The 15,759-nt window shown below is 22.5% G+C and carries 12 protein-coding genes and 1 tRNA gene; 2 read left to right on the top strand and 11 right to left on the bottom strand.

The features are described 5' to 3' along the window. Positions 1 to 81 precede the first annotated feature (81 nt). The 3 genes from secF to yajC form a co-directional block, all read right to left on the bottom strand. Positions 82 to 960, bottom strand: coding sequence for a protein translocase subunit SecF (gene secF, locus GJT88_RS00815; RefSeq protein WP_168895059.1), 879 nt, complete (start codon positions 958 to 960; stop codon positions 82 to 84). 143 nt (positions 961 to 1,103) lie between these two features. After that, positions 1,104 to 3,029, bottom strand: coding sequence for a protein translocase subunit SecD (gene secD / locus GJT88_RS00810; protein WP_168895058.1), 1,926 nt, complete (start codon positions 3,027 to 3,029; stop codon positions 1,104 to 1,106). Then, on the bottom strand, positions 2,989 to 3,330 hold the full coding sequence (gene yajC, locus GJT88_RS00805) for a preprotein translocase subunit YajC (RefSeq protein ID WP_168895057.1): 342 nt from the start codon (positions 3,328 to 3,330) through the stop codon (positions 2,989 to 2,991). Before yajC ends, secD begins: the two co-directional genes overlap by 41 nt. Positions 3,331 to 3,465: 135 nt before the next feature. Here yajC and GJT88_RS00800 point away from each other — a divergent pair, with 135 nt between their 5' ends. Beyond that, positions 3,466 to 4,071 (top strand): peroxiredoxin C, encoded by a 606-nt coding sequence (locus tag GJT88_RS00800; protein WP_168895056.1) that lies wholly within the window; start codon positions 3,466 to 3,468, stop codon positions 4,069 to 4,071. 4 nt (positions 4,072 to 4,075) lie between these two features. On the opposite strand, the gene aroC is transcribed toward GJT88_RS00800, so the two are convergent. From aroC to GJT88_RS00760, 8 genes are all read right to left on the bottom strand, one after another. Then, a complete protein-coding gene (aroC, locus tag GJT88_RS00795; protein ID WP_168895055.1) occupies positions 4,076 to 5,149 on the bottom strand; it encodes a chorismate synthase in 1,074 nt (357 codons plus the stop codon). 54 nt (positions 5,150 to 5,203) lie between these two features. Continuing rightward, positions 5,204 to 6,097, bottom strand: coding sequence for a 50S ribosomal protein L3 N(5)-glutamine methyltransferase (gene prmB, locus GJT88_RS00790; protein WP_425482956.1), 894 nt, complete (start codon positions 6,095 to 6,097; stop codon positions 5,204 to 5,206). 98 nt (positions 6,098 to 6,195) lie between these two features. Beyond that, a tRNA-Asn gene (locus tag GJT88_RS00785) sits at positions 6,196 to 6,268 on the bottom strand. Between the two features lie 144 nt (positions 6,269 to 6,412). Then, positions 6,413 to 7,474, bottom strand: coding sequence for an extracellular solute-binding protein (locus GJT88_RS00780; RefSeq protein ID WP_168895053.1), 1,062 nt, complete (start codon positions 7,472 to 7,474; stop codon positions 6,413 to 6,415). A 30-nt stretch (positions 7,475 to 7,504) separates the two neighbouring features. Beyond that, positions 7,505 to 7,900, bottom strand: coding sequence for a Rid family detoxifying hydrolase (locus GJT88_RS00775; RefSeq protein WP_168895052.1), 396 nt, complete (start codon positions 7,898 to 7,900; stop codon positions 7,505 to 7,507). Between the two features lie 107 nt (positions 7,901 to 8,007). Then, complete coding sequence (gene argF, locus GJT88_RS00770) at positions 8,008 to 9,033, bottom strand: ornithine carbamoyltransferase (protein ID WP_168895051.1); 1,026 nt, start codon at positions 9,031 to 9,033, stop codon at positions 8,008 to 8,010. Between the two features lie 37 nt (positions 9,034 to 9,070). Beyond that, the gene (locus GJT88_RS00765; protein WP_168895050.1) at positions 9,071 to 11,884 is read right to left on the bottom strand and encodes a valine--tRNA ligase; all 2,814 of its coding nucleotides are present in this window, start codon (positions 11,882 to 11,884) and stop codon (positions 9,071 to 9,073) included. A gap of 41 nt (positions 11,885 to 11,925) precedes the next feature. Next, positions 11,926 to 13,437, bottom strand: coding sequence for a leucyl aminopeptidase (locus tag GJT88_RS00760; RefSeq protein WP_425482954.1), 1,512 nt, complete (start codon positions 13,435 to 13,437; stop codon positions 11,926 to 11,928). Between the two features lie 366 nt (positions 13,438 to 13,803). Between GJT88_RS00760 and dnaK the strand changes: the two genes are divergently transcribed. Next, on the top strand, positions 13,804 to 15,720 hold the full coding sequence (dnaK, locus tag GJT88_RS00755) for a molecular chaperone DnaK (protein WP_168895049.1): 1,917 nt from the start codon (positions 13,804 to 13,806) through the stop codon (positions 15,718 to 15,720). Positions 15,721 to 15,759: the final 39 nt, after the last annotated feature.

Below are 15,759 nucleotides of genomic sequence, written 5' to 3'. Positions count from 1 at the left end.
TTGTAAAAAAAAAGTATCATATCCTAATAAAAAATTTTTTACATTAAAATTTACATGCCTATTTTTTTATTAGTCTTTTATTTAATATAAGCTATTATTTTGAGTTTTCATTCTTAATGAAAACGCAGAAACAACGTATATTGATGATATTGTACCAACAAAGACCCCTATTATCATAATAAGAGCAAAATTTTTTAACAAAATACCACCAAAAAAATATAAATTTAAAGTCATTATTAATATTATACAAGAAGTAATAATACTTCTTTTAATCGTCTGATTTATAGATAAATTAATAATTTGATACATATTTATATTATAGTTTTTTAATTTATAAGAATTTTCTCTTATTCTATCTAAAGTAACAATACTATCATTTAATGAATAACTAATTATTGATATTAAAGATGCTATTATAGTGATATCTACTTCAATATTTAGTAAAGAAATTAATCCTAAAGTAATAATTAAATCATGTAATAAAGATAAAATCGTACTTAATGCTGGATTCCATCCAAAACGTAATCCAATAAATAATCCTACTCCGAATAAAGTTAATATTATAGCTGAAATACCAGACAATATTAAATTATTATCTATACTAGGACCTATAGATTCTATATTTTTTATTGTATATCTTTGTTTTAATTGTTTAGATAAAATATCTAATATTTCTTCATAATTAATAGAAACATTATTTTTTATAATAGGTTGTTTTTTTGCTATTTTTATAAAATAATTATGATTATTAAAAGACATAATGTTAATATTAGAAGAATATTTGTTTTGTATTAATGATTTAACATAATTAATATTAGTTATTGGTTTTTTAAAATATAATTCAATTACTGTCCCTCCCGTAAAGTCTATCCCCCAGTTAAATTTATTATAAAATATTGTTATTAAAGAAAAAATAATTAAAATAAATAAAATAATAAACGCGTAATTATTCCATTTCATAAAATCATAAAACTTATTTTTTTTGTTTTTAAAAAAATTTATTATTATATTTAAAATATAATACATATTGTATAAATCCTTCATGAATAAATTATGCTTTTATAATAAAAATTACTATAATAATATATTTTTTATTTAATAAATTAAAATTTAATAGGTAATGTTTTTATTTTCTTATTTCCATAAATAATATTTATAATAGCATGAGTAATAAATACTGATGTAAAAAATGATGTTAATACTCCAATACAAGTAGTAATCGCAAAACCTTGAATTTCTCTTGAACCAAAAATATATAAAATAAAGGAATTTATTATCGTTAATATATTTGAATCAAAAATGCTTGAAAAAGCTCTTTTATATCCATAAAAAATAGCTTTTTGAATTGGTTTGTTTTCTTGTAATTCTTCTTTAATTCTTTCGTTTATTAAAACATTTGCATCTATTGCAATTGCTAATGTTAGAACTATTCCAGCTATTCCTGACATAGTTAAAGTTAAACCAGGTAATAATGAAAATAAACTAATAATAAAAAGTATATTTATAAATAAAGCAAAGATAGCAATCATGCCGAAAACATTATAGTATAATAACATAAATGTTATACAAAATATTATACCTATAATACAAGCTTTTATTCCTTGTTTAATATTTTGTTTTCCTACAGTAGGTCCTATAATTTCTTCTTGTACTATTTTTATAGGCGAACTTAAAATTCCTGATTTTAATAAAATAGATATTTTTTTTGCTTCTTCAATATTTTGTATCCCCGTAATTCTAAAAGAATCACCTAATTGAGATTGAATAGTAGCAATATTAATGATTTCTACTTTTTTATCAGAAAGAATATTACTATTATCTTTTTTTTTACTATTTATATAACTGATAAGTAATGATGCTATATTATCTCCTATATGATTTTTGGAAAATTCAGATAAAATATATCCACCTTTTTTATTTAAAAAAACATTAACTTGAGGATTATTATATTCATCTCTATTATAAGTAGCATCTATTATATGTGTTCCATCTATTATAATTTTCTTTTCTACATAAACAGGAATTTTATTTTTCCAGAACATTCTATAAAAATTTTTTTTATTAATATTTTCATAATAATTAGTAATTAAATGAAATTCTAAAGTTGCTGTACTTCCTATTATTTTTTTTGCCTCCTTAATATTTTGAATTCCAGGTAATTCGATAATTATTGAATCTATACCTTTTCTTTGAACAACAGAATCTGTAATACCAATTTCATTAACTCTATTACGTAATACATTAATATTATTATCTATAATTGAATTTTTTAATCTATTTAATACTTCATTACCTAAATAGATAAATATTCCTTTATTACTTATCATTTTGTAATTAATAAAACTATTGTTTTTTTTTGTAAAATAATAAAAAACTTTATTTCTAATATTTATATTTTTAAAAAAAATTTGATAGTTAAATTTATTTTTTTTACTGTTTTTTTTTATAAAATTTATATTTTTTTTATTTATAAATGTTGTTATATCTGAAATATTTTGTTCTTTAAATTTTTGTAAAACATAATCGCTATTGACTTTTAATAAAAAATACACTCCCCCTCTTAAATCTAAACCAAGTTTAATTGGAGTTGCTTTAATATAAGAAAACCATTTAGGTACAGAAGATTTTAATTTTGCTGAAATAATATAATTTTGTTTATTTAAGTTATTTTTAATAATTTTATATGCTTCTATTTGATCTTCTACATTATTAAAAATAAAATTTATATTTTTTTTATTAAAAAAAGTTTTTACATAAAAAATATTATGTTTTTTTAAAATTTTATCAATTTTTTTTAAAAATTTTATATTAAAATTTTTTTCTTTTATAAAATTAATTTGAATAACAGGTATCTTTTTATATATATTTGGTAAAGTATATATAATACTTGTTATAATCAAAATAAGTAAGAAAATATATTGTTTAAAACTATATTTATTTAACACAATAGCAATCCAATAATCATTAATAAAAAATTCAAAATTATATTTACAATAATATGTTTTTGATTGTTCCTTTAGGAAAAACACTAATAATAAAATGTTTTTTCATGAAAATTTTATTATCATTTGTCAAAATTAATACATAATTATCATTTAAAATCTTTATCACTTCTCCTATAATACCTCCTTTTGTTAAAATTTCATCTCCTATGGAAATAGAATTTATTAAATCAGAATGTTCTTTTATTCTTTTATTTTGAGGAATTATTATTATAAAATAACAAAAACAAACGAAGATTAAAATTATTATAATTAAAGAAATTATATTATCTTTTGAATGAATTTCATTAATATTAGAAGCTGATACATGAGAAATTAAAAAACTCATAAATGTAAAATACCTTATATATTTAAAATTAAGATAAATTTTTATTTTTTATGTAAAATATTATATATAAATAAAAAATTTATATATGATATCATATATAAATATGATTTATCAAACAAAATTTTAGAGGAAAATATGACTTTAATAACCAAGAAAGCACCTGATTTTAACGCATCTGCTGTACTTGCTGATGGTTCTATGATTGATAATTTTAATTTTTATAAATATTCTAAAAATACAGTTACTGTAGTATTTTTTTGGCCATTAGATTTTACTTTTGTTTGTCCGTCAGAAATAATTTCATTTAATAATCATTATGATGATTTTAAAAAAAGAAACGTAAAAATTTTAGGAATATCTTGCGATTCACAATTTGTTCATAATGCATGGCGTAATACTCCGATTACTTTAGGAGGTATTGGAAATATAAAATTTGTAATGGTATCTGATATAACAAAAAGTATACAAAAATCCTATGGAGTTGAACATCCTGAGTTAACTATTGCATTAAGAGCATCTTTCTTAATTGATAAAAAAGGAATTGTTAGACACCAATTAGTGAATGATTTACCATTTGGAAGAAATGTAAATGAAATGATACGTATGATTGATGCTTTAGAACATCATGAAAAACATGGTGATGTTTGTCCTGCACAATGGATTAAAGGTAAAAAAAGCATAACACCTACTCCTACAGGAATTATTAATTATTTATCTAATAGTATAAATGAATTGTATTAATTTTTTATTTATATATATGGTCAGCGCATTGGGCACGATAACGTAATAAATGATCCATTAATGTTATAGCCACCATAGCTTCTCCTATCGGGACTGCTCTAATACCAACACAAGGATCATGACGTCCTTGTGTTATGCAATCTAATTCTTGTTCAAGAATATTAATTGTTTTTCCTGGTATAGAAATACTAGAAGTAGGCTTAACTGCAAAATGTATAATAATTTCTTGTCCTGTACTAATACCTCCTAAAATACCTCCTGAATTATTACTTTGAAATCCATTTTTTCTAATCTCATCACGATAAATACTTCCTAATTGATTAATTACATTAAATCCATCACCTATTTCTACCCCTTTTACAGCATTAATGCTCATTATAGCATGAGCTAATTCAGCATTTAGTTTATCAAATACAGGTTCTCCTAAACCTATTGGAACATTTTCTGCAATAATAGTAACTTTAGCTCCTATAGAATCTCCTAATTTTTTTAAACTACTTATTTTATTTTTTAGTTTTTGTACTTGATTAATATTTGGACAAAAAAAAGGATTATTATTTACTTCTTCCCAAGAATTAAATTTACAAAAAATATCTCCCATTTGGGATAAATATCCTCTAATTTTTAGATTATATTTTATTGATAAATATTTTTTAGCAATAGCTCCAGCAGCCACACGCATAGTTGTCTCTCTAGCTGAAGAACGTCCTCCTCCTCTATAATCTCGTATCCCATATTTTTTTTCATATGTATAATCTGCATGCCCAGGACGAAAAAGGTTTTTAATATTATTATAATCTTTAGTTCTACAATCGGTATTTTTAATTATTAAACCAATACTTGTTCCTGTGGTTACACCATTAAATACACCAGACAAAATTTCAACTTTATCTAATTCTTGACGTGGAGAAATATATTTTGATGATCCTGGTTTACGTCTATCTAAATCTTTTTGTAAATCATTTTCATCTAAAGGTATTTGAGGTGGCACACCATCAACTATACAACCTAAATATTTTCCGTGAGATTCACCAAAAGTTGTTATCTTAAATAATTTTCCAAAAGTATTACCAGACATATATACCTCTTTTATATAAAAAAAAATTTAAAATAAAATTTTTTTAAAGAATTACTATTTTGTTATTTTAAAAATACCTATACCTCCATTTTTTATATTTATCCACTGGAAATTTATTGTTGGATACTTTTCTATAACATTTAACATTCTATTACCTACTTCACAAATTAAAATACCATTTTTTTTAAGATATAAAAATGATTTTGATATTATTTTGTTAATAATTTCCATTCCATTATCATCGGATAATAAACCAATTTTAGGTTCATATGAATATTCTTTGGGTAAATATCTAATTTCATCTTTATTAACATATGGAGGGTTAGTTATGATTAAATCATAAGTAGATTTTTTTAATTTATTAAATAAATTACTACAAATTGGAATAACACGATGTTCTAAGCCATGTAATTGAATATTATATTCAAGAACGTTAATTGCATCTATAGAAATATCTACAGCATCTATAATTGCATTGGGAAAAAGATATGCACAAGAAATTGCAATACATCCACTTCCAGTACATAAATCAAGTATATATTTTGGTTTTTGATTTTTAGATAAAATTGATTTAAATTTATTATTAATTAATTCAGAAATAGGTGATCTAGGTATTAACACTCTTTTATCAATATATAATTCATGTCCACAAAACCAAACTTTATTTGTTAAATAAGCAACAGGAATTTTCTTATGTATTCTTGCACAAACTTTTGTATAAAGTAATTCACGCTCTTTAATAGATAGTTTGGCTTTATATACATTATCCCATAAATATGGAGGTAAACCAAGAAGTGATAGAGTTAATTGAATTGCTTCATCCCATGGATTATTATTTCCATGACCATACCATAAATTAGAAATACTAAAACAACTTGTCATCCATCGTACTATATCTTGAATTGATGAAAATTCATGAATAACATCTTTAGTGAGGATGTCTTTTATCTTTATTATCATACAACATATTATCCTATAATAAAATATTATTTAAAATAATTTTTATAAAAATATCCTCTATGATATAAAAATATGAATATTTCATCCTCCCCTGACTGGGATCGAACCAGTGACATACGGATTAACAGTCCGCCGTTCTACCAACTGAACTACAGAGGATTAAACATGTCTATCACAAAATAATATATTATAAATATAAATTATATGTCAAGAAATTTATATAATAATTTTTTATTAAATTACAAAAAATTAATAAATTTTATGTTTAAATCTAAATATTTAATTGTAATTTAGTTGACAAAGTTATAAATTTTTTAATTTTTGAAAATCCATTTCATATTCTTTACTTATATTATCAATACTTACTTCATTTTGCCATATTCCTTTTTTTATAATTTTATCATTAGGATATAATGTGTTATCATTAACCATATTTGATGGTAGTAATTTTTTAGCTTGTAAGTTAGGAGTAGAATATCCTGTTATTTTTGCAACTTGAGCGGCAATTTCTGGCCTTAATAAAAAATTAATTAATTTTAAAGCTCCGTCTACATTTTGTGCATTAGCAGGAATAACAAAATTATCCATCCAAAAAATACCTCCTTCTTTTGGCCAAATGAATTTTAAAGGAATACCTAATTTTTTTACAGCATATGCAGAACCATTCCATATCATCCCTATATTTACCGCTCCTTCTATAAAAGGATAACCAGGATTATCTGAATTAAAAGCAATAACATTAGGCATTAATTTTTTAAGTTCTATAAATGCTTTTTTTATATGTTTTAAATTAGTAGTATTTCCTGAATAACCTAATTTCATTAAAGCTATTTGAAATACTTCTTTTGCATCATCAATCAAAGATATTGATTTTTGAAATTTAGGATTCCATAAATCAGACCAACTATTTATAGATTTTGAATCTATTATATCTGTATTAATTCCAATAGCTGTTGCACCCCATATATATGGAATAGAATATTCATTATTCGGGTCAAAAGATTTATTTAAAAATTTTGGATCTAGATTCGAAAAATTAGTTAACTTTTTTTTATTTATTTTTTGTAACATACCTTCATTTTTCATTTTAACAACAAAATAAGCAGAAGGAACTACTAAATCATATGATTGCTTCGTATAAGTTTTTAATTTTGTATACATACTTTCATTTGATTCATATGTTGAATAAATTACTTTAATTCCTGTTTCTTTTGTAAATTTTTCTAATAATCCTTCTGGAACATATTCTGTCCAATTATAAAATAAAATAGTTTTTTGTGGTAAAGTTTCTGCTTTTAAATTTTTTCCTATTACAGATAAAATAAATATAACAATAGGACATACAAATCTTAAAAAGAAAACCATTATAACTCAACCTTATGATTTTATTTATTATTAATATTTTTTATTTTTTACAGCAATAGCTTCAATCTCTATTTTCACATCTTTAGGTAATCGAGATACTTCTATGCAAGATCTAGCAGGATACGATAATTTTTTTTTTAAAAAAAAATTTCTGTATACGATATTCATTTTATTATAATCATCCAAGTTTGTTAAAAAAACTGTTGTTTTAATTATATTACTAATATCACATTTAACTTCTATTAGAATAGATTCTATATTTGTCAAAACTTGTAATGTTTGTTCACTAATTTTAGAATGAATTATTCCTGTAACTGGATGTATTGGTATTTGTCCAGAAATAAAAATAATATTATTAAATAAAATTCCTTGTGAATAAGCTCCTAATGGAATAGGAGCTTTTATAGTAAAAATAATATTCTTCATAATAATTATCTCTTAATCTTTATTCTTTTATAAAAAATATAATTATAAATTTTATAAATTAATTTTTTATAATTAATGTTTCTTACTTAAAATTTATTTTTTTAAAACTAATATAATTCTTTTAATAAAGTAGAAATTATAATTGCTTTAATAGTATGTATTTTATTTTTTGCTTGTTTAAAAATAATGCTATAATTAGATTCAAAAATTTCATCAGTAATTTCTATCCCATTATATAAATTATATTTAGATATAATATCTTTATTTAGAAGATACTTATAATGTTCATACAAATGTAAAGCAGGTAAGCAATGCATAACTTTTACATTTTTATTTTTACTTTTTAATAATAATGATTTATTTACTTGATAATTATATAATTCTTCAATTTTTTTTTCCCACATTTGTAAAGATTCTGTTACACCCATAGATATCCAAATATCAGTATAAATAAAATCAGTATTTTTTATTCCTTCACTTATATTTTTAGTTATATGGATATTTTCTATATTTTTAATTTTTCTTATTATATTTTGATAATATATATTATTTGATTTAATTTTTTTAGGGGAAATTAAATATAATTTAAAACCTATTATTATTGCAGCTTCTATTAAGCTAAAAGAAATATTATTATTTATATCTCCAATATATGATATTTTTATTTGATCTAATTTTTTATTTTCAAGAAATTCCGTTATAGTTAATAAATCTGCTAATATTTGAGTAGGGTGGAATTCATTTGTTAACCCATTCCAAACTGGTACTCCAGCGTATTTTGCAATGATTTCTATATCTTTTTGATAATTACCTCTATATTGGATACCATCATACATTTGTCCTAATATACGAGCAGAATCTTTTAATGACTCTTTATAAATCATATGACTATCTTTAATACTTAAGAAAGTAACATGAGCACCTTGATCGAAACATGCTATTTCAAAAGAACATCTGGTTCTAGTAGAATTTTTTTCAAAAATTAAAATAATATTTTTATTAGATAACTTTTTTTTTTCCTTAGAATTTTTTTTATCATATTTTAATTTTTTAGAAATTCTAATTAATTTATAAATATCTTCTTTTGAGAAATCTGATAATTTTAAAAAATTATTTTGATAAAAATTGTTCATAATTTTACTCACTATAAATATATTAAAAAATGCAATATTATAAATTTTTTATTAGCAAATATTTTTCTAATAATTCTTTTTGTAATACTTTATGACGTTTTATTTTTTCTAAAAATTTTTTTATAATTTGTTGAGGTGCTTTAGATAAAAATTTTGGATTTTTAATATTTTTATTTAATGTACTTATTATTTTTTGATTATTATATATTTTTTTATTAATTATATTTAATAATAATTGTTGATTAATAATTTTAATACTTAATAATATGGCAAATTTAATATTATCTATTTTCTGTATTAATGATTTTTTAGGAAATTCAAAATTATTACCAACAAATATAATTTTTTTAAGATTTAATAATTTTTTTAATATGTTTATATTTTTTTTTAAAAAAATAATAAATTTATGATTTATATCATTTATATATAAATCAATTTCTTCGTTTTTATTTATCATCATTTCTGCTTTATAATTACGAATAAATGTTACTATATTTATAAATGTATTAATGATACTTATTGATTGTTTATCAATATCCAATTTATTAGATTTTGGAAATGATTGTGCTAGAATGCTTTTTCTATAAGTATTATTTTTGTTTATTTGAATTTTTTGCCATATAATTTCTGTTATAAATGGAATAATCGGATGCGATAATCTTAACAATGATTCAAAAAGATTATATAATGTGTAATAAGTGCCAGTGTATTGAAGCTGATTTTTTTCTTGAAAAACTAATTTACTATATTCTAAATACCAATCACAAAATTTATTCCATATAAAATTATATAAAATATTTGCTGCTTGATCAAAACGATATCTATGTAATGCTCTTGAATAAGATAATATTATTAGATTATATTCAGACCAAATCCATTTATCAAAAATAGATAATTTTTCTTTATTATTAACAAAATTAAATTTTATATTTTTTAAAATAAATATAGCTGCATGCCAAATTTTATTACAAAAGTTACGATAACCCTCTAATCTAGTCATATCCCAATATATATCACGTCCTGTGGACGATAATGCTGCTAATGTAAATCTTAAGGCATCAGTTCCATAATTTTTATTTAAAAAATTATATTTTTTATTATTTTTTTTATTTATATCTAAAATATTTTTAGATAAATGACCTTCAATTAGATTTATGGGATTAATAACATTTCCTCTAGATTTAGACATTTTATTTCCTTTGTTATCCCTAATTAATCCTGTCATTAAAATATCTTTAAAAGGAATTTGAGGTATATTATTTTTATCTTTAACAAAATACATAGTCATCATTATCATTCTTGATATCCAAAAGAATATAATATCAAAACCGCTTATAATAACACTAGTAGGATGAAAAAGGAAAAAATCTTTTTTATTTTTAGGCCAATCTAAAGTAATAAAAGTCCATAAACTAGAAGAAAACCAAGTATCTAAAACATCTGGATCTTGTTCTAAATGAATATTTTTTTTTAAATTATATTTTTTTTTAATCTCTTCTATATTTCTGCCTACGTAGATATTATTTTTATTATCATACCAAACTGGTATTTGGTGTCCCCACCATAATTGTCGAGATATACACCAATCTTGAATATTAGACATCCAAGAATAAAACATATTTTTATATTGTTTAGGGAAAAATTTTATTTGTTCATTTTTAACAGCATCTATTGCCTGTTTAGATAAAATTTTTGTATTTAAATACCATTGACTTGTTAACATAGGGAGTACAATAGTATCACTCCTTGTACTATATGGGATAAATTTATATTTTGTCTTATATGAATCTAATAATCCAACTTTTTTTATTTTATTAACAATAATATTTCTTACTTTTAAGTAATTTACATTACGAAATATTTTAGGTATATTTTCTAAAAAAATATCTATTTGATGTCCTTTTTTATTAAAAATTTGATATTTTTCTAAAATATTGCCTTGTAAATCAAATATATTAATTAATGGTAAATTATGTCTTATAGCAACTTGATAATCATTAAAATCATGTGCGGGACTAATTTTCACACATCCTGTACCCTTTTTAATTTTAGCGTAATTATCAGCTATAATAGGAATTATACGATTAATTAATGGAATTATTACAAATTTACCAATTAAATTATTATATCTTGTATCTAATGGATTAATAGCTATTGCACTATCAGCTAATATTGTTTCAGGACGAGTAGTTGCTACAGTTAAATAATTTTTATTATCAAAAGTTTTTATTCCATTTTTTAATAAATAATTAATATACCAAATATTAGTTTTGATTTTTTTATGATCTATTTCTAGATCTGAAATAACAGTTTTAAGTTTAAAATCCCAATTAATTAATCTTTTTTTCTTATATATTAATCCATCTTCATAGAGTTGAATAAATATATTTTTAACAGATTTTGAAAATTCACTGTCCATAGTAAATCTTTTCCTATCCCAATCTGCAGACAATCCTAAACATTTCATTTGATTATAAATAATACCACAATATTTATTTTTCCATTTTGAAATAATTTTTAAAAAAAATTCTCTACTGTAATCATTTTTTGTTTTCCCTGTTTCTAAAAATATTTTTTGTTCTATTAGACTTTGGGTTGCAATTCCCGCATGATCTATTCCTACTTGACATAATACATTTTTTCCTAACATACGTTGATAACGAATTAAAATATCTATAAGAGTATATTGTAATGCATGCCCCATATGTAATTCTCCAGTAATATTAGGAGGAGGCACCATAATAGAAAAATATTTTTCAGAATTATTTAATTTATTTTTAAAATATTCGTTTTTTTCCCAAAAATTATAAATTTTTTTTTCAAAAATATTTGGATTGTATATTTTATCCATTAGATAATAAGATCCTATATTTCAATATAATTTTTATAAAATTATAATTTATTATTTGAATTATATGTGATATTTATCAAAAATTGGCATAACATATTAATAGGTCTACCAGTAGCACTTATTTTTTGTTCTACATATTTTGATGCTGTACCTGCTATATCTATATGAGCCCATTTATATAATTTAGTAAATTTTGATAAAAAACAAGCAGCTGTAATAGCTCCTCCTGAATTACTATTACTACTATTAGTTAAGTCAGCAATATTAGACTTTAATTGATCATAATAACTTTTATCATCAATGGGTAATTTCCAAACACGATCATCTGTTTCTAATGAAGCTTGAATAAGATAATCTGATAATTTTTTATCATTAGACATTAAACCACTAATATTATCACCTAATGCTACAATACATGCTCCTGTTAATGTAGCAATATCAATTACATATCTAGGATTAAATTTTTTTATATATGTTAATGTATCACATAAAATTAAACGACCTTCAGCATCAGTATTAATAATTTCTACTGTTGTTCCTGACATTGTTTTTATAATATCACTAGGTCTAAATGAATTACTATCTAGCATATTTTCACAACCTGCAATAACACCAATTACATTTAAAGGTAATTTTAATTTAGCTATTGCATATATCGTTCCATATACAGCAGCAGCACCACACATATCATATTTCATATCTTCCATATTTTTACTAGGTTTTAATGAAATTCCACCTGAATCAAAAGTAACTCCCTTACCTAATAATACTATAGGTTGAGATTTATCCGTAATATTATTCATATACTTTAAAATAGACATAAAAGGCTTATTTTTAGATCCTTTACTTACTGCTAGATAGGCATTCATGCTCATTTTTTCCATAGTTTTTTCGTCAATTATTTCTGTAAAAATATTATTATATTTTTTTGATAAGTTTATTGCTTTAATTGACAAATACTTTGGATTACATATATTAGGTGGTAAATTAGCAATATTTTTGGCTTTTTCAATTCCTAAATTAATTGCTTGTGCATGTTTTATAGCATTATGATAGATAATTTCATTATTCTTAACTATATTAAATTTTATTTTTAATAGATGATATAATGCAATTTTTTTAAATTTATTAAAAATATAAATATTCTCTTCAATAATGTTAATAGTATCACGTATTTGCCAATACGTATTACAATCTTTTATTTTTAAATCAGTTAAAAACCAAATAATTTCTTGAATTTCGTATTTTTTTAAAAGATTAATAGTATAATTAACAATTAATTTATTTTGTTTTCTATTTAATGTATCCTTAATACCACATCCTATAATTAAAAATTTCTTAGAAGGAAAATTAGGAACTTGATATAAAAGTAAACTTTGTTTTATTTTACCTTTAAAATTATTTTTTTTTAAAATCTCTAATATATAATTATTTGATAAAATATTTATTTTTTTTACTATTGCAGATAATTTGAATTCTGCGAAAACAGGTACAACAATACAATCTATTGATGTTTTTTTAGAAAATGTTATTCTTTCTGCTATATATTTCACTTAAAAGCTCCAAAATATATTTAATAAAATTAATTAAAATCAAATATCCTAATATTATTTATATTGAAGATATCTTATAAAAAATTTAAAATTATTTATAAAATATGGATATAATGTATAAATACTATTATTATAGTATATTTAGAATAAATAATTATATAACAATAGTTTTTTTATTTTTAAATAAAAATTCTAATTTTAGAAAAATTTTTATACTTTACCCTTGATGCTTACAGATGTGGCCCCATTTCCCTTTCATCAGGGATTATAATTTTTAGAAAATATGTGTATTCATTATATTATACATATCTATATAGTAAATTTTATTTTTGCAAAAATTTTAATAAATTTATAGGAGTTGTTTAGATGGGTAAAATAATCGGTATTGACTTAGGAACAACTAATTCTTGTGTAGCAGTTATAGATGGGACAAAAGCTAGAGTTTTAGAAAATGCAGAAGGAGAGAGAACTACTCCATCTGTGATTGCTTATACACAAGATGGAGAAATTTTAGTTGGTCAACCAGCTAAACGCCAAGCAATTACTAATCCAAAAAATACTCTTTTTGCTATTAAAAGATTAATTGGACGTAGATTTAATGATAAGGAAGTGCAACGTGATATAAAAATTATGCCTTATAAAATAGTAGAATCTAGTAATGGAGATGCTTGGATAGATATTAAAGGGAAAAAGATGGCCCCTCCACAAATTTCAGCTGAAGTATTAAAAAAAATGAAAAAAACAGCTGAAGATTTTTTAGGAATAAAAGTAAATGAAGCTGTCATTACAGTACCAGCATATTTTAATGATGCACAACGTCAAGCAACTAAAGATGCGGGGCGTATTGCTGGATTAGAAGTTAAAAGAATTATCAACGAACCAACAGCTGCTGCATTAGCATATGGATTAGATAAAGGAAAAGGGAATCGTATTATAGCTGTATATGATTTAGGTGGAGGTACATTTGATATTTCTATAATTGAAATAGACGATGTTGATGGGGAAAAAACTTTCGAAGTTTTAGCAACAAATGGTGATACTCATCTAGGTGGAGAAGATTTTGATAGTAGTGTAATTAATTATTTAGTTGAAGAATTCAAAAAATCTCAGGGAATAGATTTAAAAAATGATCCTTTAGCTATGCAAAGACTTAAGGAAACAGCAGAAAAAGCTAAAATTGAATTATCATCTGCACAACAAACTGATGTCAATTTACCTTATATTACAGCTGATGCCACTGGACCAAAACATCTAAATATTAAATTAACAAGAGCTAAATTAGAATCTTTAGTAGAAGATTTAATAGATAATTCGATAAATCCATTAAAAATGGCTTTAAAAGATGCTAATCTAGCTGTTACAGACATTAATGATGTAATTTTAGTTGGTGGGCAAACTCGTATGCCTATGGTTCAAAATAAAGTGGCAAAATTTTTCGGGAAAGAACCAAGAAAAGATGTTAATCCAGATGAAGCAGTCGCTATTGGTGCTGCAGTACAAGGAGGTGTTTTAGCTGGAGATGTTAAAGATGTACTATTATTAGATGTTACTCCTTTATCTTTAGGAATAGAAACTATAGGCGGAGTAATGACACCATTAATAAATAAAAATACGACTATTCCTACAAAACATAGTCAAATTTTTTCAACAGCTGAAGATAATCAATCAGCAGTAACAATTCATATTGTACAAGGAGAGCGTAAAAGAGCAAGAGATAATAAATCTTTAGGCCAATTTAATTTAGATGGTATTAGTCCTGCTCCTAGAGGTATACCTCAAATAGAGGTCACATTTGATATAGATGCTGATGGTATTTTACATGTTTCCGCAAAAGATAAAAAGAGTGGGAAAGAACAAAATATTACAATAAAAGCCTCATCGGGTTTAAATGAAAAAGAAGTAGAAAAAATGATAAGAGATGCAGAAGCTAATATGGAAGCTGATCGTCATTTTGAAGAATTAGTTAAAATACGTAATGAAGGAGATCAACTTATACATAGAACTAAGAAAAAAATTAATGAGGTAAATACACAAATTATAGAAGAAGATAAAATAAAAATTAATAACGCTATTAATGAGTTAGATACATCTTTAAAAACAGAAAACAAAATTGATATACAACAAAAAATACAAAAATTAATTGATGTGTCTGATAAAATAATGAATTTAACACCAAATAATAATGACACAAAACAAAAAAAAGATAATAATGATTCATCTCAAAATAAAGATAATGATGTTGTAGATGCAGAATTTGAAGAAATAAAAGATAATAAGAAATAATTGTTATTTTTTTATTTATCTTTTAAACAAATTTTTAAA

The sequence above is a fragment of the Enterobacteriaceae endosymbiont of Donacia tomentosa genome (assembly GCF_012571135.1).
Taxonomy (GTDB): domain Bacteria; phylum Pseudomonadota; class Gammaproteobacteria; order Enterobacterales; family Enterobacteriaceae.
The sequence above is the reverse complement of the archived record's forward strand: the minus strand, read 5'-3'. Positions and strand labels throughout refer to the sequence as shown.

What these genes read in the sequence shown, in the direction of transcription:
- secF (WP_168895059.1), bottom strand. Translation starts at nt 960, where the DNA reads ATGAAATGGAATAATTACGCGTTTATTATTTTATTTATTTTAATTATT.
- yajC (WP_168895057.1), bottom strand. Translation starts at nt 3,330, where the DNA reads ATGAGTTTTTTAATTTCTCATGTATCAGCTTCTAATATTAATGAAATT.
- GJT88_RS00800 (WP_168895056.1), top strand. Translation starts at nt 3,466, where the DNA reads ATGACTTTAATAACCAAGAAAGCACCTGATTTTAACGCATCTGCTGTA.
- aroC (WP_168895055.1), bottom strand. Translation starts at nt 5,149, where the DNA reads ATGTCTGGTAATACTTTTGGAAAATTATTTAAGATAACAACTTTTGGT.
- GJT88_RS00780 (WP_168895053.1), bottom strand. Translation starts at nt 7,474, where the DNA reads ATGGTTTTCTTTTTAAGATTTGTATGTCCTATTGTTATATTTATTTTA.
- GJT88_RS00775 (WP_168895052.1), bottom strand. Translation starts at nt 7,900, where the DNA reads ATGAAGAATATTATTTTTACTATAAAAGCTCCTATTCCATTAGGAGCT.
- argF (WP_168895051.1), bottom strand. Translation starts at nt 9,033, where the DNA reads ATGAACAATTTTTATCAAAATAATTTTTTAAAATTATCAGATTTCTCA.
- GJT88_RS00765 (WP_168895050.1), bottom strand. Translation starts at nt 11,884, where the DNA reads ATGGATAAAATATACAATCCAAATATTTTTGAAAAAAAAATTTATAAT.
- dnaK (WP_168895049.1), top strand. Translation starts at nt 13,804, where the DNA reads ATGGGTAAAATAATCGGTATTGACTTAGGAACAACTAATTCTTGTGTA.